General features: G+C 59.9%; 19 protein-coding genes. 12 read left to right on the forward strand and 7 right to left on the reverse strand.

The features are described 5' to 3' along the window. The first annotated feature begins 216 nt into the window (after positions 1-216). Both DKB71_RS08885 and DKB71_RS08890 read left to right on the forward strand, forming a co-directional pair. On the forward strand, positions 217-954 hold the full coding sequence (locus DKB71_RS08885) for a DUF599 domain-containing protein (RefSeq protein WP_180202787.1): 738 nt from the start codon (positions 217-219) through the stop codon (positions 952-954). Continuing rightward, positions 954-1355 (forward strand): MAPEG family protein, encoded by a 402-nt coding sequence (locus DKB71_RS08890; protein ID WP_323608821.1) that lies wholly within the window; start codon positions 954-956, stop codon positions 1353-1355. The genes DKB71_RS08885 and DKB71_RS08890 overlap by 1 nt, the downstream gene beginning before the upstream one ends. 66 nt (positions 1356-1421) lie before the next feature. Here the strand turns inward: DKB71_RS08890 and DKB71_RS08895 are convergent, their stop codons facing one another. After that, a complete protein-coding gene (locus DKB71_RS08895) occupies positions 1422-1658 on the reverse strand; it encodes a hypothetical protein (RefSeq protein ID WP_046819383.1) in 237 nt (78 codons plus the stop codon). A gap of 158 nt (positions 1659-1816) precedes the next feature. Here DKB71_RS08895 and DKB71_RS08900 point away from each other — a divergent pair, with 158 nt between their 5' ends. The 4 genes from DKB71_RS08900 (at position 1817) to DKB71_RS08915 (ending at position 5524) form a co-directional block, all read left to right on the forward strand. Further along, the gene (locus DKB71_RS08900; RefSeq protein WP_323627664.1) at positions 1817-2293 is read left to right on the forward strand and encodes a PaaI family thioesterase; all 477 of its coding nucleotides are present in this window, start codon (positions 1817-1819) and stop codon (positions 2291-2293) included. Continuing rightward, positions 2290-2742 carry a PaaI family thioesterase gene (locus DKB71_RS08905; RefSeq protein ID WP_323608822.1) on the forward strand — a complete coding sequence of 151 codons (453 nt, stop codon included), beginning with the start codon at positions 2290-2292 and terminating at the stop codon, positions 2740-2742. The genes DKB71_RS08900 and DKB71_RS08905 overlap by 4 nt, the downstream gene beginning before the upstream one ends. Positions 2743-2823: 81 nt before the next feature. Next, positions 2824-4728, forward strand: a complete 1905-nt coding sequence (gene htpG / locus DKB71_RS08910) for a molecular chaperone HtpG (protein ID WP_408600099.1) — start codon at positions 2824-2826, stop codon at positions 4726-4728. Between the two features lie 67 nt (positions 4729-4795). Next, positions 4796-5524, forward strand: a complete 729-nt coding sequence (locus DKB71_RS08915; RefSeq protein ID WP_274074905.1) for a dienelactone hydrolase family protein — start codon at positions 4796-4798, stop codon at positions 5522-5524. Between the two features lie 108 nt (positions 5525-5632). Here the strand turns inward: DKB71_RS08915 and DKB71_RS08920 are convergent, their stop codons facing one another. The 5 genes from DKB71_RS08920 to purM form a co-directional block, all read right to left on the reverse strand. Further along, a complete protein-coding gene (locus DKB71_RS08920; RefSeq protein ID WP_408600100.1) occupies positions 5633-6493 on the reverse strand; it encodes a pirin family protein in 861 nt (286 codons plus the stop codon). 61 nt (positions 6494-6554) lie between these two features. Continuing rightward, complete coding sequence (locus DKB71_RS08925; protein WP_406591335.1) at positions 6555-6971, reverse strand: OsmC family protein; 417 nt, start codon at positions 6969-6971, stop codon at positions 6555-6557. A gap of 212 nt (positions 6972-7183) precedes the next feature. Continuing rightward, entirely contained in the window at positions 7184-7897 is a 714-nt protein-coding gene (locus DKB71_RS08930) for a DUF3108 domain-containing protein (RefSeq protein ID WP_274074908.1), read from the reverse strand. A gap of 8 nt (positions 7898-7905) precedes the next feature. Then, positions 7906-8556: a phosphoribosylglycinamide formyltransferase gene (gene purN / locus DKB71_RS08935; protein WP_323627653.1), complete on the reverse strand. Its 651-nt coding sequence runs from the start codon at positions 8554-8556 to the stop codon at positions 7906-7908. Continuing rightward, positions 8556-9614, reverse strand: coding sequence for a phosphoribosylformylglycinamidine cyclo-ligase (purM, locus tag DKB71_RS08940; RefSeq protein ID WP_274074910.1), 1059 nt, complete (start codon positions 9612-9614; stop codon positions 8556-8558). The genes purN and purM overlap by 1 nt, the downstream gene beginning before the upstream one ends. Positions 9615-10001: 387 nt before the next feature. Here purM and DKB71_RS08945 point away from each other — a divergent pair, with 387 nt between their 5' ends. The 6 genes from DKB71_RS08945 (at position 10002) to DKB71_RS08970 (ending at position 15328) form a co-directional block, all read left to right on the forward strand. Beyond that, entirely contained in the window at positions 10002-11066 is a 1065-nt protein-coding gene (locus DKB71_RS08945; RefSeq protein ID WP_408600101.1) for a DUF2066 domain-containing protein, read from the forward strand. A gap of 37 nt (positions 11067-11103) precedes the next feature. After that, entirely contained in the window at positions 11104-12177 is a 1074-nt protein-coding gene (locus tag DKB71_RS08950; protein WP_323627650.1) for an AI-2E family transporter, read from the forward strand. 197 nt (positions 12178-12374) lie between these two features. After that, a complete protein-coding gene (gene hda, locus DKB71_RS08955; RefSeq protein ID WP_008063324.1) occupies positions 12375-13079 on the forward strand; it encodes a DnaA regulatory inactivator Hda in 705 nt (234 codons plus the stop codon). Between the two features lie 228 nt (positions 13080-13307). After that, a complete protein-coding gene (locus DKB71_RS08960; RefSeq protein ID WP_323608830.1) occupies positions 13308-13955 on the forward strand; it encodes an NlpC/P60 family protein in 648 nt (215 codons plus the stop codon). A 164-nt stretch (positions 13956-14119) separates the two neighbouring features. Further along, positions 14120-14656, forward strand: a complete 537-nt coding sequence (locus DKB71_RS08965) for a C40 family peptidase (RefSeq protein WP_274074914.1) — start codon at positions 14120-14122, stop codon at positions 14654-14656. An 18-nt stretch (positions 14657-14674) separates the two neighbouring features. Then, positions 14675-15328 carry an O-methyltransferase gene (locus DKB71_RS08970; protein ID WP_408600102.1) on the forward strand — a complete coding sequence of 218 codons (654 nt, stop codon included), beginning with the start codon at positions 14675-14677 and terminating at the stop codon, positions 15326-15328. A gap of 839 nt (positions 15329-16167) precedes the next feature. Here the strand turns inward: DKB71_RS08970 and DKB71_RS08975 are convergent. Then, positions 16168-17481 carry a PQQ-dependent sugar dehydrogenase gene (locus DKB71_RS08975; RefSeq protein WP_408600103.1) on the reverse strand — a complete coding sequence of 438 codons (1314 nt, stop codon included), beginning with the start codon at positions 17479-17481 and terminating at the stop codon, positions 16168-16170. Between the last annotated feature and the right edge of the window lie 5 nt (positions 17482-17486).

A 17486-nucleotide genomic window follows, 5' to 3' on the forward strand; every position in this document is an offset into this window, starting at 1 on the left:
CCCCGTATCAATCGATACGGGGCATTTTTTTTACCTGGAGTGCGGTGTCTTTTGCGTTGCGCTAACGTCGAAGCATTGCAAAACTCAATGTGGGAGCGGGCTTGCTCGCGAAAGCGGTTAATCATTCAACATCGATGTCGACTGACCCACCGCTTTCGCGAGCAAGCCCGCTCCCACAGGGTTTCAGTGTTCCGCCACTCCATCACAAGGACCTGCATGTCGTTCATCCAAGCCAACCTGATCCACATCCTTGCTGCCATCTGGTTCGTCATCTGCTGGGGCGGTTACACCCGCTATGCGACCTGGAAGGGCCGTGACACGGCCTGCCTGGCCAGCGTGCTGCACCTGTATCGTGAAGACTGGATGCGCCGCATGCTGTTGCGTGACAACCGCATCGCCGATGCCAGCGTGATCGGCAACCTGGAGCGCAATGCGTCGTTCTTTGCCTCCAGCACCCTGATTATCCTGGCCGGTATTCTCACGGTGCTCGGGGCGTCGGAAAGGGCGGTGTCGTTGCTGGCGGATATCCCGATGGTGCAGCAGGCGTCCCAGGGGATGTCGGAGATCAAGTTGCTGTGTTTGGCGCTGGTGTTCGTCTATGCATTCTTTACCTTCAGCTGGTGCATGCGCCAGTACAACTTCGCCGCCATCCTGGTGGGCTCGGCGCCCATGGTCGGTGAGCGTCATGTGTCGGAGCAGGAGCGCAAAGCCTTTGCGAACCGGGCCGCCCGGGTTATTTCCATGGCCGCCAACCAGTTCAACTTCGGCCTGCGCTCTTACTATTTCGGCATGACCATGCTGGCCTGGTTCGTCAGCCCCTGGTTGTTCATGTTGATGAGTGCCGGCGTGGTGTTCGTGCTGTATCGCCGCGAGTTTCACTCCGACGTTCTCGATGTGATGGTCTATACCCCTACAGAGGCGCCATTGCCCGAGGTGAATAAAGAGGCCGCTTGATGAGTATTCCATTCTGGTGCGTGTTTATCAGTGCCGTACTGATTTACGTGGCGCGCATGCCCGTGACCACGGCCATGAAAGAGCAGGGCGGTTACAACAATCACCTGCCGCGCCAACAGCAAGCGCAGCTCACAGGGCTGGGCGCGCGCGCGGTGGCGGCGCATCAGAACAGTTTCGAGGCCTTCATATTGTTTGCGGTGGGGGTGTTGATGGCTCACACCACACAAACGGCGGGTTGGCTGATCGACTCGCTGGCGATCATCTTTGTGGTTACACGAGTCCTTTACCTGCTGTGTTATTGGAAAGACCTGGCCTGGCAGCGAAGCCTGGTCTGGCTGGTGGGTTTGATCTGTTCCTTGTTGCTGATGATTAGTCCGACTTTTCGAACGATTTTGCTCTAGCGAGTAAATCGCAGGCAAAAGAAAACCCGCACTTGGCGGGTTTTCTTTACCACGCTAAAAACCGGATCAGTTTTTAGGCGCGGCTTCTTTTGCTGCGGCTTCGTTCGATTCAGCCTGAGCTTTGGCGGCTTCGGCATTTTCTTTTGCAGCGTCGTTCACTTTATCCTGAGCTTTGTTCATGTCTTGCTGTGCTTGCTCAGCATGTTCGGCGGCATCTTGAGCTTTGTCCTCGGATTTTTTATCGCAAGCAGCGAGACCGAGGGAAGCGGTCAACATCAAGGCAATAGCAAAAGTCTTACGCATGGGGTGTTTCTCCTTGTGGAAAAGATCTATCTGGCCTTAAGAGCCTTGGCGTCATGGTTAAGTTCCACAAATTATTTCAGATATATAAGTTTGTTCTAGCGCGGAACCTTTACCTGGCTCTCTACTTCACTGCCAACTAAACAAGAGTCTTTATCAACATGGCCGAAAACCCCGTTTTTGAGCGTGCGACACGGTTCCTGTCGGCGCTGCGACATTGTTCGGTGCTTGGATTGCGCGTTCACAGCGCCAGTGCCGAAGGGCTCACCGTAGTGCTGCCATACAGCCCGCAAATCGTCGGCAACCCCCAGACTGGCGTAATTCACGGCGGCGCCCTGACCACCTTGATGGACACCGCCTGTGGCATGTCTACCCTCTGCGTACTGCCTGAGTTCGAAGTCTGCCCGACCCTCGACCTGCGCATCGACTACATGCACGCTGCCGAACCGCATAAGGATGTCTATGGCTTCGCCCAGTGCTATCGGGTGACCACCGACGTGATATTCGCCCGCGGATTTGCCTATCAGGATGACCCGGAGCAGCCGATTGCCCATGTCGTGGGCACTTTCATGCGCATGGGCAAGGGCATCAAGGGGACCAAGGGTTTTGGCGGCGTGATTGCAGGAGGTGCGAAGTGAGCGAGTCATTCAAGGAGCAACTGCAACAGGCCCATGAGCAGGGCGAGTACGCGCCGTTGTTGAGCCTGATTCCCTACGCCGGATTGATCGGTGTCGAATGCTCGCGGGTGGGGGACGAGCTGCTGTTTCGCCTGCCGGCCAACAAGGACAACATCGGCAACCCGTTGTTGCCGGCCATCCATGGCGGCGTGATCGCCGGTTTCATGGAGCTTTCCGCCGCGCTGCACCTGCTGGTGGCGACCGGTTCGCCGGGCGTGCCGAAGATCATCGACTTCTCCCTCGATTACCTGCGCGCCGGGCAGTTTCGCGATACCTGGGCCCGTTGCCAGGTGTGTCGCCAGGGGCGCCGGGTCGCCAACGTGGCGATTACCGCCTGGCAAAGCACCGAAGCGGAACCCATCGCCACGGCCCGGGCGCATTTCAAACTTGATGAGCCCTTGAAATCCTGAATGCTGCCCCCAACTCTGATGACAACCCGCCGCCGACCCTCATGGTCGCGGCTTATGCCATCTGATTGGAGTTTGATGACCATGAGTGTGGAAACTCAAAAGGAAACCCTGGGCTTCCAGACCGAGGTGAAGCAACTGCTGCACCTCATGATCCATTCGCTGTATTCCAACAAGGAAATTTTCCTTCGCGAACTGATCTCGAACGCCTCTGACGCTGTAGACAAATTACGTTTCGAAGCGCTGGCCAAGCCAGAGCTGCTGGAAGGCGGCGCCGAACTGAAAATCCGCGTGAGCTTCGACAAGGACGCCAAGACCGTCACCCTCGAAGACAACGGTATCGGCATGAGCCGCGAAGACGCGATCACCCACCTGGGTACCATCGCCAAGTCCGGCACCGCCGATTTCATGAAACACCTGACCGGCGACCAGAAGAAAGACTCGCACCTGATCGGCCAGTTCGGTGTCGGTTTCTACTCCGCTTTCATCGTCGCCGACAAAGTCGACGTGTTCAGCCGTCGCGCCGGTAGCCCGGCCAGCGAAGGCGTGCACTGGTCGTCCAAAGGTGAGGGCGATTTCGAAGTCGCGACCATCGACAAGGCTGACCGTGGTACTCGCATCGTCCTGCACCTGAAGTCCGGTGAAGACGAGTTCGCCGATGGCTGGCGCCTGCGTAACATCATCAAGAAGTACTCCGACCACATCGCCTTGCCGATCGAACTGCCAAAAGAAGTTGCAGCCGTGGAAGGTGAAGAGAAGCCGGCTGTTGAGTGGGAAACCGTCAACCGCGCCAGCGCCCTGTGGACCCGTCCTCGTACTGAAATCAAGGACGAGGAATACCAGGAGTTCTACAAGCACATCGCCCACGACTTCGAAAACCCGCTGAGCTGGAGCCACAACAAGGTTGAAGGCAAGCTGGAATACAGCTCGCTGCTGTACGTGCCGGCCCGTGCGCCATTCGACCTGTACCAGCGTGAAGCACCGAAAGGCCTGAAGCTGTACGTGCAGCGCGTGTTCGTCATGGATCAGGCCGAGTCTTTCCTGCCGCTGTACCTGCGCTTCATCAAAGGCGTGGTCGACTCTAATGACCTGTCGTTGAACGTGTCGCGGGAAATCCTGCAGAAAGACCCGATCATCGACTCCATGAAGTCGGCGCTGACCAAGCGCGTGCTGGACATGCTGGAAAAACTGGCGAAGAACGACCCAGAGCAATACAAAGGCTTCTGGAAAAACTTCGGCCAGGTCATGAAAGAAGGCCCGGCAGAAGACTTCGCCAACAAAGAGAAAATCGCCGGCCTGTTGCGTTTTGCATCGACCATCGGTGATGACGGCGAACAGGTTGTCGGCCTGGCCGAGTACCTGGCACGCGCCAAGGAAGGTCAGGACAAGATCTACTACCTGACCGGCGAAACCTACGCACAGGTCAAGAACAGCCCGCACCTGGAAGTCTTCCGCAAGAAAGGCATCGAAGTGCTGCTGCTGACTGACCGTATCGACGAGTGGCTGATGAGCTACCTCAGCGATTTCGACGGCAAGAGCTTTGTCGACGTGGCGCGCGGTGACCTGGACCTGGGCAACCTGGACTCGGAAGAGGACAAGAAGGCCGCGGAAGAAGTCGCCAAGTCCAAGGAAGGTCTGGTCGAGCGTCTGAAGTCTGCACTGGGCGAATCCGTGGCTGAGGTACGGGTATCCCATCGCCTGACCGACTCCCCGGCGATTCTGGCCATCGGCGAGCAGGACCTGGGTCTGCAGATGCGTCAGATCCTCGAAGCCAGCGGGCAGAAGGTTCCGGATTCGAAGCCGATCTTCGAATTCAACCCGGCTCACCCACTGATCGAGAAGCTCGACAACGAGCAGAGCGACGAGCGCTTTGGCGATCTGTCGCACATCCTCTTCGATCAGGCGGCCCTGGCGGCCGGCGACAGCTTGAAAGACCCGGCGGCTTATGTGCGCCGTCTGAACAAGCTATTGGTTGAGCTGTCGGCTTAACAGCGTTGTAGAAAAACCCGCTTCGGCGGGTTTTTTCATTCTGGTGTAAAAAAATCAGGAGTCAGAAATGAGCCAAATCACTGTACGTTCTGTTGCCTATCAGATTGATGGCCAATCCTACGAAAGCCGGCTGGCGTTCGACGCTGACCACAAAGGTCCGCGTCCGGGCCTGTTGATGGCGCCGAACTGGATGGGCGTCGGTGCCGGTGCCGAGGAGATCGCCAAGTCGGTCGCGGCCAAGGGCTACGTGGTGCTGATCGCGGATCTCTATGGTCAATCGGTTCGTCCGCAGAACAACGATGAGGCAGGCGCGGCAATGATGCCGCTGAAGAACGATCGGCCGTTGCTGCGCAAGCGCATGCAGGTGGCGTTCGAGCAGTTGCAAAGCCAGGGAGAGGCCGCTGTCGACACGTCGAAACTGGCCACGTTCGGTTTCTGTTTTGGTGGTTGCTGCGCGCTGGAGTTTGCGCGTACGGGTGCGCCCGTGAAGGCGGCGGTGTCGTTCCACGGTACGCTGGATACCCCGGACGTCAATGATGCGAAAAACATCAAGGGCTCGGTATTGGTGCTGCACGGCGCTTCCGATCCGTTGGTGCCCAAAGAGCAACTTCCGGCGTTCGAAGATGAAATGAATGCTGCTGGTGTGGATTGGCAGCTGCTGAGCTACGGCGGCGCGTTTCACTCGTTCACCGATCCCCATGCGAACGTACCGGGCATGATGATGTACGACGCCAAGGTCGCCGCTCGTGCCTTCACTTCGATGCACAATCTGCTGGATGAAGTGTTCAAGGGCTGATTGCGATAGTGCCGGCCTCTTCGCGAGCAAGCCCGCTCCCACATTGGAATGCGGTCAACTGTGGGATCGGGCTTGCTCGCGAAGGCGATGTGAAACTCACAAAAAGTCTTAAGGAAGTTCGATCCGCTCAACTTCCCCCGGCACCGTCGGCCAATCTCCGGCCGCCCAACGCCGGCGCGCTTCATCGATGGCTGCCGGGTCGCTCGCTACGAAATTCCAGTTGATCCGCCGCGGCCCATCCAGCGGCGCACCCCCGAACACCACCGCATGACTGTCGCTCTCGGCGAACAACGTCATCTCTTCCCCGGCCGGCAACACCACCAGCGAATGCGGCTCTACCGTCTCGCCATCCAGCTGCACGTCACCGCTCAACACATACAGCGCGCGCTCTTCATGCTCGGTAGGAATCAGCAGGGTTGTCGCCGTTTGCAGGTTCAATTCGGCATACAGCGTCGGTGAAAGCACCGGAACCGGCGATTCGAGGCAAAAGCCCGAGCCGGCGATCATGCGGATCTTCACCCCGAGGTTTTCGCTGACCGGCAGCGTGGCAGCGGGGTGGTGGCTGTAGTGTCCCGGTCCCTGTTCCCGATCTTTGGGGGAAGCCAGCCAGATCTGCAAACCGTGCATCGTAAAGCCGCTGTCTTTTAGCGCTTCGGGTGTGCGCTCGACATGAGCGATGGCGCTGCCGGCGGTCATCCAGCTGACATCCCCGGCGTTGACCACCTGGTCCGAACCGAGGCTGTCCTTGTGCTGCAACTGGCCTTCAAACAGGTAGGTGAGCGTGGAGAGACCGATGTGTGGATGCTGGCGGATGTTCATGCCCGTGCCCGCCGCATAACGGGTTTCGAGCATGTGGTCGAAAAACACGAAGGGCCCGACATTGCGGCATTTGGCAGACGGTAACGGGCGAAGAATCGGCTGGCCTTCGACATCTTCGGCGCGGGGGCGGATCACGAGCGGAGTGTTCATGGTGCGTTCCAGGCTGAGCGGGTAATGCGTCGAGCATAACCCGCTTGCGCAGCCCTTGCCGCTATTGGCTGAACGCGCCTTCGGCCAGATGGGTTTCGATGCTGACTTCAGAGGTGGTCATCAGCTTGTGCACCGGGCAGCGATCGGCCACCCGGTGCAGCTCATCGCGCTGGGCGTCGGTGAGCACGCCCTTGAGGGTCAGTTTCACATGCAGGGCATATTTGCCTTTCTGCTCTTCGCTGTTGTCGCGTTTGACCTCCACGCCAACACCTGTCAGCGGAATGTCCTTTTTCTTCGCGTACATCTTCAAGGTCAGGGCCTTGCAGGCGCCCAGCGCTGCGTCGAAATAATCATGAGGCTCTGGCGCGCTGCCTTCGCCACCGGCGGAGACGGGAGCGTCGGCAAACAACTCGTGGTCATCGATCTGGACGGTATGGCGAAGACCTTCGGCGGAAACGGTGTTGACGGTAACAGTCATGGGAAACCTCGCAGGCAGCAGGGAAAGTCATTCGATCAAAAAAGACCTTGAAGGTATAGAGCATTGCGCCAGTTGTGCGTTCCTTTAAAAGATCGCAGCCTTCGGCAGCTCCTACAAGAGACCGAATTCCCGTGCAGGAGCTGCCGAAGGCTGCGATCTTTTGATCTTAAAAAAAGCCCCGCAAGTGCGGGGCTCCTTCAAACATATGAGTATCAGCTGCCTTTAACCGGCTTGCCGTTCACCGTACCGTCCAGGAGCATGATGTTGTACTCCTTGCCGTCGGTCTCGACCTGTTGCAGGCGAACCAGCAGGTAATCCCAATCCTTGGCGAACCACAGCACGGTGATGCGCTTGCTTTGAGTCGGATCGCGCACGCGCTCGACCTTGATCGCATCGATCTGGCCAGCCTTGGTTTCGACTTTTTCCGAACCCAGCACGCGGAAGTCGTAGGTATCGACTTCGCCATCATCGACAACCTGATAGCTCATGCTTTTCTTGCCGGCGGCCACGTCATGCTGCAGCGCCAGCTGGTAGGTGGATTTGTCGAGCATGCCGCGATTGAGGGCAATATTGACCGCGTCGCCACGATCGGTGCCGGTGACTTTCTTGGCGGTCCAGTCGAAGTCCAGGTCAGCCTTCTTGGCTTTGCCCAGGCCACCCCGTTCGAAGTGGTAGGACTGAGGCAGCAGGGTGTCCTTGTCGACAGTCAGGGTGCTTTCTTCGGACAGGCTGGCGATCATCATCGACGCCTTGAAGTTGAGCTTCCAGACGCCGTTGGCTTCCTTGGTCAGGCTGCGTTCAGCCGTGCCGCTCATGGGCAACTGCTTCCAGTCGGCGGTGTAGCTGGCGGAGAAAGGTTGAAGGTCTGCAGCCTGTGCGAAGGGCAAGGCGAGCAGAGCGCAAGCGAAGAGCAGGGCGCGACGCATAAAATCTCCTAGGTTCGAATCAAGTGGCCGCTGGGCGCAAGCAACTGTCCATCCAGTAAAGCACCTTGTTCGCCGAGGGATAACCGGCCTTCGGCAAACCAGCGTACGGCCATGGGGTAGATCAGGTGTTCCTGTACATGGACCCGCTGCGCCAGACTCTGCGGCGAGTCATGCAACTCTACCGGTATTACTGCTTGTACGACCAGTGGTCCGCCATCGAGTTCCTCGGTGACGAAGTGCACGGAGCAGCCGTGTTCAGCGTCGCCGGCCTCCAGCGCGCGCTGATGAGTGTGTAACCCTTTGTATTTGGGTAGCAGCGAGGGATGGATATTGAGCAGGCGGCCCGCGTAGTGGCGCACGAAGTCAGCGCTTAGAATGCGCATGAACCCGGCCAGGACCACGAGTTTGGGATTGAAGGCGTCGATCAGTTCGATCAACGCGGCGTCGAAGGCCTCGCGGCCCTCGAAAGCCTTGTGATCCAGGGTGCGGGTGTCGATACCCGCGTCCCTGGCGCGTTGCAGGCCATAGGCATCGGCGCGGTTGGAAATCACCGCAGCGACGCGGACCGGGCTGTCGCCGGTCCGCGTGCTGTCGATCAAGGCCTGCAAGTTACTGCCGGTGCCGGATAGCAGCACCACAACATCACAGGTGGCTGACATTAATGAGCCTTGAGGTTCTTCAGTTCAACCTGGGCAGCGCCTTCGGCAGCGGTGGCGATCTGACCGATGACCCAAGGCTGCTCGCCAGCTTCACGCAGCACGTTCAGTGCGGTTTCCACGTGCTCTTGAGCCACGCAGATAACCATGCCCACGCCGCAGTTCAGTACGCGGTGCATTTCGTTTTCGTCGACGTTGCCTTTTTCCTGCAGCCAGTCGAACACCGCCGGGCGGGTCCAGCTTGCTACGTCAACCACCGCTTGTGCGCCTTTTGGCAGAACGCGCGGGATGTTGTCGAGCAGGCCGCCACCGGTGATGTGGGCCATGGCTTTGACGGCGCCGGTTTCCTTGATCAGCTTGAGCAGCGGCTTCACGTAGATACGGGTCGGGGCCATCAGCAGGTCGGTCAGCGGCTTGCCGTCGAGCTGGATGTTCTCGATGTCGGCAGCGGACACTTCGATGATCTTGCGGATCAGCGAGTAGCCGTTGGAGTGCGGACCCGAAGAAGGCAGGGCGAGCAGGGCATCGCCGGCAGCGACTTTGGAGCCGTCGATGATTTCGGATTTTTCCACGACGCCGACGCAGAAGCCGGCCAGGTCGTAGTCTTCGCCTTCGTACATGCCTGGCATTTCAGCGGTTTCGCCGCCCACCAGAGAGCAGCCGGACAGCTCGCAGCCAGCACCGATGCCGGTCACGACCTGGGTCGCGGTTTCTACGTTGAGTTTGCCGGTGGCGTAGTAGTCGAGGAAGAACAGCGGCTCGGCGCCGCACACCACCAGGTCGTTGACGCACATGGCAACCAGGTCGATGCCGATGCTGTCGTGCTTGTTCAGGTTCAATGCCAGGCGCAGCTTGGTGCCGACGCCGTCAGTACCGGAAACCAGCACGGGCTGCTTGTAGCCGGCCGGGATTTCGCAGAGGGCGCCAAAACCGCCCAGGCCGCCCATGACTTCCGGGCGCGCAGTGCGCTTGGCGACGCTCTTGATGCGTTCGACCAATGCTTCACCGGCGTCGATGTCTACACCGGCGTCCTTGTAGCTCAGGGAGGGTTGCTTGCTCATGATCCAGGCCTTTAGGGGGGATTTCTGGGTAACGACCGAGTCCAGCGGGACCGCCGACATCGACGAAGGTGATTGCCTCACGCGATATTCGAGGGTGCCCGGCTGTTGCCGGTCTGCGAAGGCGCGCGATTTTATCAGGCTTGACGGTCAGCGGCCATCCTCAGGCCGACGGCAGGGGGCATATCGGCCGAAAAAAAAAACGCCATCGCCCCCTGTGGCTGACATCCTGCTCGCCTGCACAAGTTGTCGTCATTAACCGTCTATCGTTATCACAGTGCGAAAACTTACCCAGGGCGTGTGAATGTTTTGCGTCGGGCGAGGGTCACAGCCTTGTTCGTTCGTCTTCATGCGGTCTGTTCCAGCCGCTTTTGTCCTCAGGAATCTTCCATGGGTTTTTGTAAATTCTTGTTTGTGGGCTGCTTGTCAGTGGTCAGCCTTGTCAGCCAGGCTGAAACCGTCAAAGGCCTTTATCAGGTGCGCGAACCGGTCAACGGCCAGTCGGCGCAAGAGCGTGACGAAGCGACACAACGGGCGCTCGATACGCTGGTCCTGCGCCTCACTGGCGATCCCAAGGCGCCCCAGAATCCCGGGTTGGCGGCGGTTCGCAAAGACCCGCAGCAAATCATCAGCCAGTACGGCTTCGAGGCCGGCCCGCCGGAAGTGTTGAAAGTCGATTTCGACCCGGGTACCACCGAGCAAGCCTTGCGTCGGGCCGGGCTGGCGATGTGGGGCGCCAATCGGCCGTCGATCCTGGGCTGGTGGTTGAACGACTACACCGAGGGCGCGAGCCTGGTGGGTGATGGCCAGGCCGGTGCGACGCCACTGCGCCGCGCTGCGCAGCACCGTGGTCTGCCCCTGCGTCTACCGCTGGCGGACCTCAACGAACAGATCGTCGCCACCGCGCCGAATCTGGAAAGTGCTGATCCGTCGGCACTGCGCAACGCATCGCAGCGTTACAATGCCGACGCCTTGCTGGCGGTGCATGCCCGGGAAGAGGGCGGCCAGTGGCAAGCCAAGTGGCAATTGTGGCTGGGCGACCAGAAAGAAGCCGGCACTGCCCAAGGCGCCGATCAAGCCGCTTTGGCGGATGCGGTGATGCTGGCGGTGAACCAGCGACTGGCGCCGCGATTTGTCGCCAAGCCGGGGTCTTCTGCCGCGCAGTTGCTCGAAGTCCAGGGCATGAACCTGGAGCGTTATGCGAGCCTTGGGCGTTTGCTCGAGCCTTTCGGCGGTCGTCCGCAAAGTGTCGACGGCGACCGGATTCTTTACCGGGTCAATGGCAGTACCGATCAATTGCGCGCGCAGTTGTCGCTGGCAAAATTGCAGGAGGTCACGGCAGATCAGGCGTCGGCACCGGTGCCAGCGGTTCCGGTCCAGCCTGTAGCCGCTGGTTCGGTCCCTGCGGTCGCGCCTGCGCCGGCGCCGACGCCGCAATTGCGTTTCCGCTGGTAGGATTTTCTTTCTTTATATAGAAGCAATGGAGTGGTACATGGCCGATACGCGGCGTTGGTTCTGGTTGGGTGGAGTGCTCTTGCTCTGCGCGTTTATCTGGCTGTTGCACCCGATCCTCACGCCGTTCCTGGTGGCGTTGTTGTTGGCCTATCTGTTTGACCCCCTGGTGGATCGGCTGGAAAAGGCCGGCCTGTCACGCACCTGGGGCGTGATCGCGGTATTTGCCCTGTTCACCCTGATCTTCACCACGCTGTTGCTGGTGTTGGTGCCGATGCTCGCCAAGCAGCTGTTTCGCTTGTATGAGCTGGCGCCGCAGATGCTCGATTGGCTGCAACACACGGCATTGCCATGGACGCAGTCGAAGTTTGGCTTGTCGGAAGGCTTCTGGAGGTTCGACAAGCTCAAGGCGGCGATCAGCGAGCACATGGGGCAGACCACCGACATCGTTGGTGTGGTCCTGACCCAGGCGACGGCGTCGGGCCTGGCGTTGATAGCCTTGCTGGCGAACCTGGTGCTGATTCCGGTGGTGAGTTTCTACCTGCTGCGGGACTGGGACTTGATGGTGGCGAAGATCCGCAGCCTGCTGCCGCGGGACCGCGAAGAGCAGGCGGTGTCACTGGCCGAAGAGTGCCATGAGGTGCTCGGCGCCTTCATACGCGGGCAATTGCTGGTGATGGTCGCCTTGGGCGTGATCTACGCCGCGGGCCTGATGTTGGTGGGCCTGGAGTTGGGCTTGTTGATCGGGATGATTGCCGGGCTGGCGGCCATCGTGCCGTACATGGGCTTCATCATTGGCATTGGCGCAGCGCTGATTGCCGGTCTGTTCCAGTTTGGTGGTGATTTGTATCCCATGATGGGCATTGTCGCAGTGTTCATGGTCGGTCAAGCGCTGGAAGGCATGGTGCTGACGCCATTGCTGGTGGGGGACCGCATCGGTCTGCATCCGGTGGCGGTGATCTTCGCGATTCTGGCCGGGGGCGAACTGTTCGGGTTTACCGGCGTTTTGCTGGCACTGCCGGTGGCGGCGGTGATCATGGTGCTGCTGCGCCATGTGCATGATTTGTATAAGGATTCTGATATGTACAGTGGTGTTGACGAACCCGAGCTATAGACGGGGTCACGGGCAGCCCGGATAGACCCCGGCGGGCTGCCCACAGCGCCAAAGAATCTGTCATAAAACCGGTGCGCTAACGCAAACCTTTGATTTTGCTTGTGGTCTGTCGCATTGTGCGGTCGGCCTCACGGGTATAAACTTCGCAAACTTTACACAGAGGCCACTAACGGTTCCTTTGGAACTGTTCAGTCAGCATGAAACCGATTCAGCTGCCCCTAGGTGTGCGTCTGCGTGACGACGCCACCTTCATCAACTACTACCCAGGCGCCAATGCCGCTGCACTCGGCTATGTCGAACGTCTGTGCGAAGCCGACGCCGGCTGGACCGAAAGCCTGATTTACCTTTGGGGCAAGCACGGGGTAGGGCGTACGCATCTGTTGCAGGCCGCGTGCCTGCGTTTCGAACAGATGGGCGAACCGGCGGTTTACCTGCCGCTGGCCGAGTTGATGGATCGCGGCATCGAAATTCTCGACAACCTCGAGCAATACGAACTGGTCTGCCTGGACGACCTGCAGGCGGTGGCCGGCAAGGCTGACTGGGAAGAGGCGTTGTTTCACCTGTTCAATCGACTGCGCGACAGTGGTCGGCGCCTGCTGATTGCCGCATCGACTTCGCCGCGCGAACTGCCGGTAAAGCTGGCTGACCTCAAGTCGCGCCTGACCCTGGCGCTGATCTTCCAGATGCGCCCACTCTCGGACGAAGACAAGCTGCGCGCCCTGCAACTGCGCGCGTCACGTCGCGGCCTGCACCTGACCGACGAAGTCGGGCACTTTATCCTGACTCGCGGTACCCGCAGCATGAGCGCGCTGTTCGAACTGCTCGAGCAACTCGACCAGGCCTCTCTTCAAGCCCAGCGCAAGCTGACCATTCCTTTCCTTAAAGAGACCTTGGGCTGGTAGCCAAGGCCCTGTAAATTCAAGGCCCACAGCGATATATCGAATATTTCGGACGGCAGAAAATCCGCTTTCCGGCGGGGGCGCCGACTGCGTAAGTGTCTAGAATGGGCTTTAGCGCTTAGATGTCAGCGAGAAACGAAGAAGTCACAAAAAGTTCGATTGAATTTGCAAATGAGGATGATAGCGGGCATAGTCTCGGCTTCTTGACATCAATCAGCCACGGTCGTGCCCATGCTAAATCGCTTTGCACCCCTCGTGCCTCTCGCACTCGTTACCCTGTTGTTCGGTTGCGCTGCCCACACGCCAGTGTCCCAGCAAGCACAACAACAGCAGGTTCAAAATTCCGTTACCGCCCAGTCTTCCGCGCTTTATCAGCAAGCGCTTGAACAGGAAGAAGCGGCCACCGAAAAAGAACTGGCCAGCTTCGGCAATGGCAAGTCTTACCAGCTTCCGGTTCTGGCCGACAGCATCCTCGAACGCGGCATGTCCCTGATCGGTACCCGTTACCGTTTCGGCGGTACCTCTGAAGCCGGCTTTGATTGCAGCGGGTTCATCGGTTATCTGTTCCGTGAAGAAGCGGGCATGAACCTGCCACGCTCCACTCGCGAAATGATCAACGTGGATGCACCACTGGTCTCGCGCAGCAAGCTCGAGCCGGGCGACCTGCTGTTCTTCGCCACCAACGGTCGTCGCGGTCGTGTGAGTCACGCCGGGATCTACCTGGGCGACAACCAGTTCATCCACTCCAGCAGCCGCCGTAGCGGTGGTGTGCGCATCGATAGCCTGGGCGACAGCTACTGGAGCAAGACCTTCATCGAAGCCAAGCGGGCTCTCGCGATGGCACCCGCGGCGACTCCAATCGTCACCGCTCGCAAGTAAACATACTTTTCGTAGGGCGAACTTAAAGTCTTACTTGAAGTTTGCCATATAAGCGCTAAAATTCTGATCCATGAATGATGGCAAACCGCCTGCGTGATCCGCAGGCGGTTTTCTTTTCTGCACTCGCGCAGAAAAAAGCCGCAGCCTGATCAGGATGCTCTGCTATGACGAAGTCGGCCCGCCTCGCAATCATGCTGTTCGCAGCGCTGCTCAGCGCTTGTGCCAGCCGCACACCGCCCCCTGCGCCGGTGGTTCGTGCACCCATCGTATTCGGTCCCTCCCAGGCCTTTTCTCCGGAAGCGGAAGACGTGCTGTTTCGCGCGTTGGGGCTGGTCGGCACGCCTTATCGCTGGGGCGGTAACACGCCGGACTCCGGGTTCGATTGCAGTGGGCTGATTGGCTACGTCTACCGTGATGTTGCCGGTATTTCCCTGCCACGCACCACCCGCGAAATGATTTCCATGCAAGCGGCCAGTGTCGGCAAGGAGGGCCTGCAAACCGGTGACCTGATCTTCTTCGCCACCAATGGCGGTTCCCAGGTCAGCCATGCTGGCATCTATGTCGGTGAAGGGCGCTTCGTCCATGCGCCGGCCACCGGTGGCACGGTCAAGCTCGACAGCCTGTCCAAGGCGTATTGGCAGAGAGCCTACCTGAGTGCCAAGCGCGTCCTGCAACCGGAGCATCTGGCGCGCAATCCGTAACCGCCAGAGAGTGTTGTCATGACTGCCCGCACGCTCAACCTCGACGATTCGCTCTATCAATACCTGCTCGACGTTTCCCTGCGCGAAACGCCGCTGCTCAAGCGCCTGCGCGACGAAACCCAGGCGCTGCCCATGGCGCGCTGGCAGGTGGCGCCGGAGCAAGGGCAATTTCTCGCCTTGCTGGTCAAGCTCATCGGTGCACGGCGTGTGCTGGAAGTCGGCACCTTCACCGGTTACAGCGCCCTGTGCATGGCGGCGGCGTTGCCGGATGACGGTTTGCTGATCTGCTGTGACCTGCCCGGCGACTACAACGCCACCGCGCGCCGCTATTGGCAGGAGGCCGGCGTGGCCGGGCGGATAGATCTGCGATTGGCGCCGGCCCTCGAAACCCTCGGCAGGCTGGACGAGCCAGGCCAGTTCGACCTGGTGTTCATCGATGCCGACAAGGCCAATTACCCGGCCTATCTGGAACATGCACTACGCCTGTTGCGTACCGGCGGCCTGGCAGTATTCGATAACACCCTGTGGAGTGGCCGGGTGCTTGAGGAGAATCCCGAAAGTGAAGATACCCGCGCCATCCAGGCGCTCAATTGTGCCTTGAAGGATGATGCGCGGGTAGACCTGTCGTTGCTGCCGTTGGGTGATGGGCTGACGCTCTGCCGCAAACGCTGATCTCCAGGCGCACAGCATGGCGGCCTCAAAGCCGACCCATCTCCCACGGCCGTACCCGATCTACTGTGGGAGCTGGCTTGCCAGCGATGACGGCCTGACAGCCTCACCATCTCCACACGGCCGTACCCGATCTATTGTGGGAGCCAGCCTGCGGGCGATGGCGCGGCCTGACAGCCGACCCATCTCCCACGGCTGTACACGATCCACTGTAGGAGCTGGCTTGCCAGCGATGACGGCCTGACAACCGCACCATCTCCCCACGGCCGTACCCGATCTACTGTGGGAGCCAGCCTGCTGGCGAAGGCGGCCTGACAGCCGACCCATCTCCTACGGCTGTACACGATCCACTGTAGGAGCTGGCTTGCCAGCGATGGCGGCCTGACAGCCGACCCATCTCTCCCGGCTGTACCCGATCAACTGTGGGAGCTGGCTTGCCAGCGATGACGATCTCACAGCCGACCTTTTTTTTGATGACGGAGTACATATCCATTCCTTCGGTAACGGCCACCTATGGTTTCGCCCTTACGGCGAGTCACTTGGAAAAGCCCCAAGTAACCAAGGGCTCTTGCCCCTGGCGTTCGGTGCCTCGCTGTGGCTCGGCATGCCCTCGCTCCGGTCCTGCTCCGTGGGCCCGCCGCGATGGGCCATCCATGGCCCAGCGCGGCTAAACCGGCATCCATGCCGGTTTACCCACTGCGCAGAACCTCCACTCGGCCTCACGATGGGGCAAGAAGATCAAGATCAAGATCAAGATCAAAATCAAAAGCCAGAACCAAAGCCAAAGCCAAAGCCAAATCCGAAGCAAGGCGGCCGACCGACAGGCCTGTTTCATGTGCAGGTTATTGCACCGCCGACACCCGCCACACCTTGTTCCCCACATCATCGGCCACCAGCAAACCCCCTTGCTGATCAACCACCACACCCACCGGCCGGCCCATGGCTTTTTCCTCATCATTGAGAAAACCGCTGAGCACATCCACCGGTTGACCGCTCGGTTTGCCGCCGCTGAAGGGCACGAATATCACTTTGTAGCCACTATGCGGCTTGCGGTTCCATGAGCCGTGCTGGCCGATGAAAGCGCCTTCCTTGAACTGCGCCGGCAGCTTGTTGCCTTCGGCAAAGGTCAGGCCCAATGAGGCGGTGTGCGGGCCGACCGCGTAGTCCGGGGCAATCGCCTTGGCCACAAGGTCGGGGTTTGGCGGCTCGACGCGCACGTCGACGTGCTGGCCGTAATAGCTGAATGGCCAGCCATAGAAAGCGCCGTCCTTGACCGAGGTGATGTAGTCCGGCACCAGGTCGCTGCCGATTTCGTCGCGCTCGTTGACGGCGGTCCACAGCGCGCCGCTTTGTGGCTCCCAGGCCATGCCGTTGGGGTTGCGCAGGCCTGAAGCGAAGATCCGGTGGTTGCCGGTGGCACGATCCACTTCCCAGATCGCCGCGCGCCCTTGCTCCTGGTCCATGCCGTTTTCGCCGACGTTGCTGTTGGAGCCCACCGTGACGTACAGCTTGCTCCCGTCCTTGCTGGCGATGACGTTCTTGGTCCAGTGGTGATTCAGGGTGCCCCCTGGCAGGTCGACGACTTTGATCGGCTGCGACTTGATGGCCGTGTCGCCATCGACATAGCGAAAGCGCAACAGCCGGTCGGTGTCGGCAACGTACAGGTCATTGCCGACCAGGGTCATGCCAAAGGGCGAGTTGAGGTTTTCCAGGAACACCGTGCGGGTTTCGGCGATGCCATCGTGGTTGCTGTCGCGCAGCAGCGTGATGCGGTTTGGGCTCGGCACGGCGGCACCGGCACGTCCCATGACTTTCTTGGTGATCCAGCCCTTGATGCCTTTGTTGTCATCGGGTTTGGGCGGGGCGTTGGTTTCGGCGACCAGCACGTCGCCATTGGGCAGCACGTAGAGCCAGCGCGGATGATCGAGGCCCTCGGCGAAGGCGCCGACCTGGGTGCCGCTGGCCGCGATGGGTTTGGCGCCGTCCGCCCAGCCGATGGCCGGGGCGATGTTCATCGTCGGGAACAGGGTCTTGTTGGGTTCCGGGAGCTTGGGGGACGGCCCGGTGCCGTCGGTGACTTGCAAGCGGGCGGTTTCGCCACAGGCGGCGAGCCCTCCCGCTAATGCGATAACGAAAACCAGCTGAGACGTGCGCATTGCTG

Origin of the sequence: Pseudomonas sp. PLMAX (genome assembly GCF_046042685.1) — a bacterium.
Lineage (GTDB): Bacteria > Pseudomonadota > Gammaproteobacteria > Pseudomonadales > Pseudomonadaceae > Aquipseudomonas > Aquipseudomonas putida_AE.

Bases quoted from the DNA above. Each gene is read 5' to 3' on its own strand.
- DKB71_RS08895 (WP_046819383.1), bottom strand. From the start codon at position 1,658: ATGCGTAAGACTTTTGCTATTGCCTTGATGTTGACCGCTTCCCTCGGT.
- DKB71_RS08960 (WP_323608830.1), top strand. From the start codon at position 13,308: ATGCTAAATCGCTTTGCACCCCTCGTGCCTCTCGCACTCGTTACCCTG.
- DKB71_RS08915 (WP_274074905.1), top strand. From the start codon at position 4,796: ATGAGCCAAATCACTGTACGTTCTGTTGCCTATCAGATTGATGGCCAA.
- DKB71_RS08930 (WP_274074908.1), bottom strand. From the start codon at position 7,897: ATGCGTCGCGCCCTGCTCTTCGCTTGCGCTCTGCTCGCCTTGCCCTTC.
- DKB71_RS08900 (WP_323627664.1), top strand. From the start codon at position 1,817: ATGGCCGAAAACCCCGTTTTTGAGCGTGCGACACGGTTCCTGTCGGCG.
- DKB71_RS08885 (WP_180202787.1), top strand. From the start codon at position 217: ATGTCGTTCATCCAAGCCAACCTGATCCACATCCTTGCTGCCATCTGG.
- purN (WP_323627653.1), bottom strand. From the start codon at position 8,556: ATGTCAGCCACCTGTGATGTTGTGGTGCTGCTATCCGGCACCGGCAGT.
- DKB71_RS08890 (WP_323608821.1), top strand. From the start codon at position 954: ATGAGTATTCCATTCTGGTGCGTGTTTATCAGTGCCGTACTGATTTAC.
- htpG (WP_408600099.1), top strand. From the start codon at position 2,824: ATGAGTGTGGAAACTCAAAAGGAAACCCTGGGCTTCCAGACCGAGGTG.
- DKB71_RS08945 (WP_408600101.1), top strand. From the start codon at position 10,002: ATGGGTTTTTGTAAATTCTTGTTTGTGGGCTGCTTGTCAGTGGTCAGC.
- DKB71_RS08925 (WP_406591335.1), bottom strand. From the start codon at position 6,971: ATGACTGTTACCGTCAACACCGTTTCCGCCGAAGGTCTTCGCCATACC.
- DKB71_RS08920 (WP_408600100.1), bottom strand. From the start codon at position 6,493: ATGAACACTCCGCTCGTGATCCGCCCCCGCGCCGAAGATGTCGAAGGC.
- hda (WP_008063324.1), top strand. From the start codon at position 12,375: ATGAAACCGATTCAGCTGCCCCTAGGTGTGCGTCTGCGTGACGACGCC.
- purM (WP_274074910.1), bottom strand. From the start codon at position 9,614: ATGAGCAAGCAACCCTCCCTGAGCTACAAGGACGCCGGTGTAGACATC.
- DKB71_RS08950 (WP_323627650.1), top strand. From the start codon at position 11,104: ATGGCCGATACGCGGCGTTGGTTCTGGTTGGGTGGAGTGCTCTTGCTC.
- DKB71_RS08970 (WP_408600102.1), top strand. From the start codon at position 14,675: ATGACTGCCCGCACGCTCAACCTCGACGATTCGCTCTATCAATACCTG.
- DKB71_RS08975 (WP_408600103.1), bottom strand. From the start codon at position 17,481: ATGCGCACGTCTCAGCTGGTTTTCGTTATCGCATTAGCGGGAGGGCTC.
- DKB71_RS08965 (WP_274074914.1), top strand. From the start codon at position 14,120: ATGACGAAGTCGGCCCGCCTCGCAATCATGCTGTTCGCAGCGCTGCTC.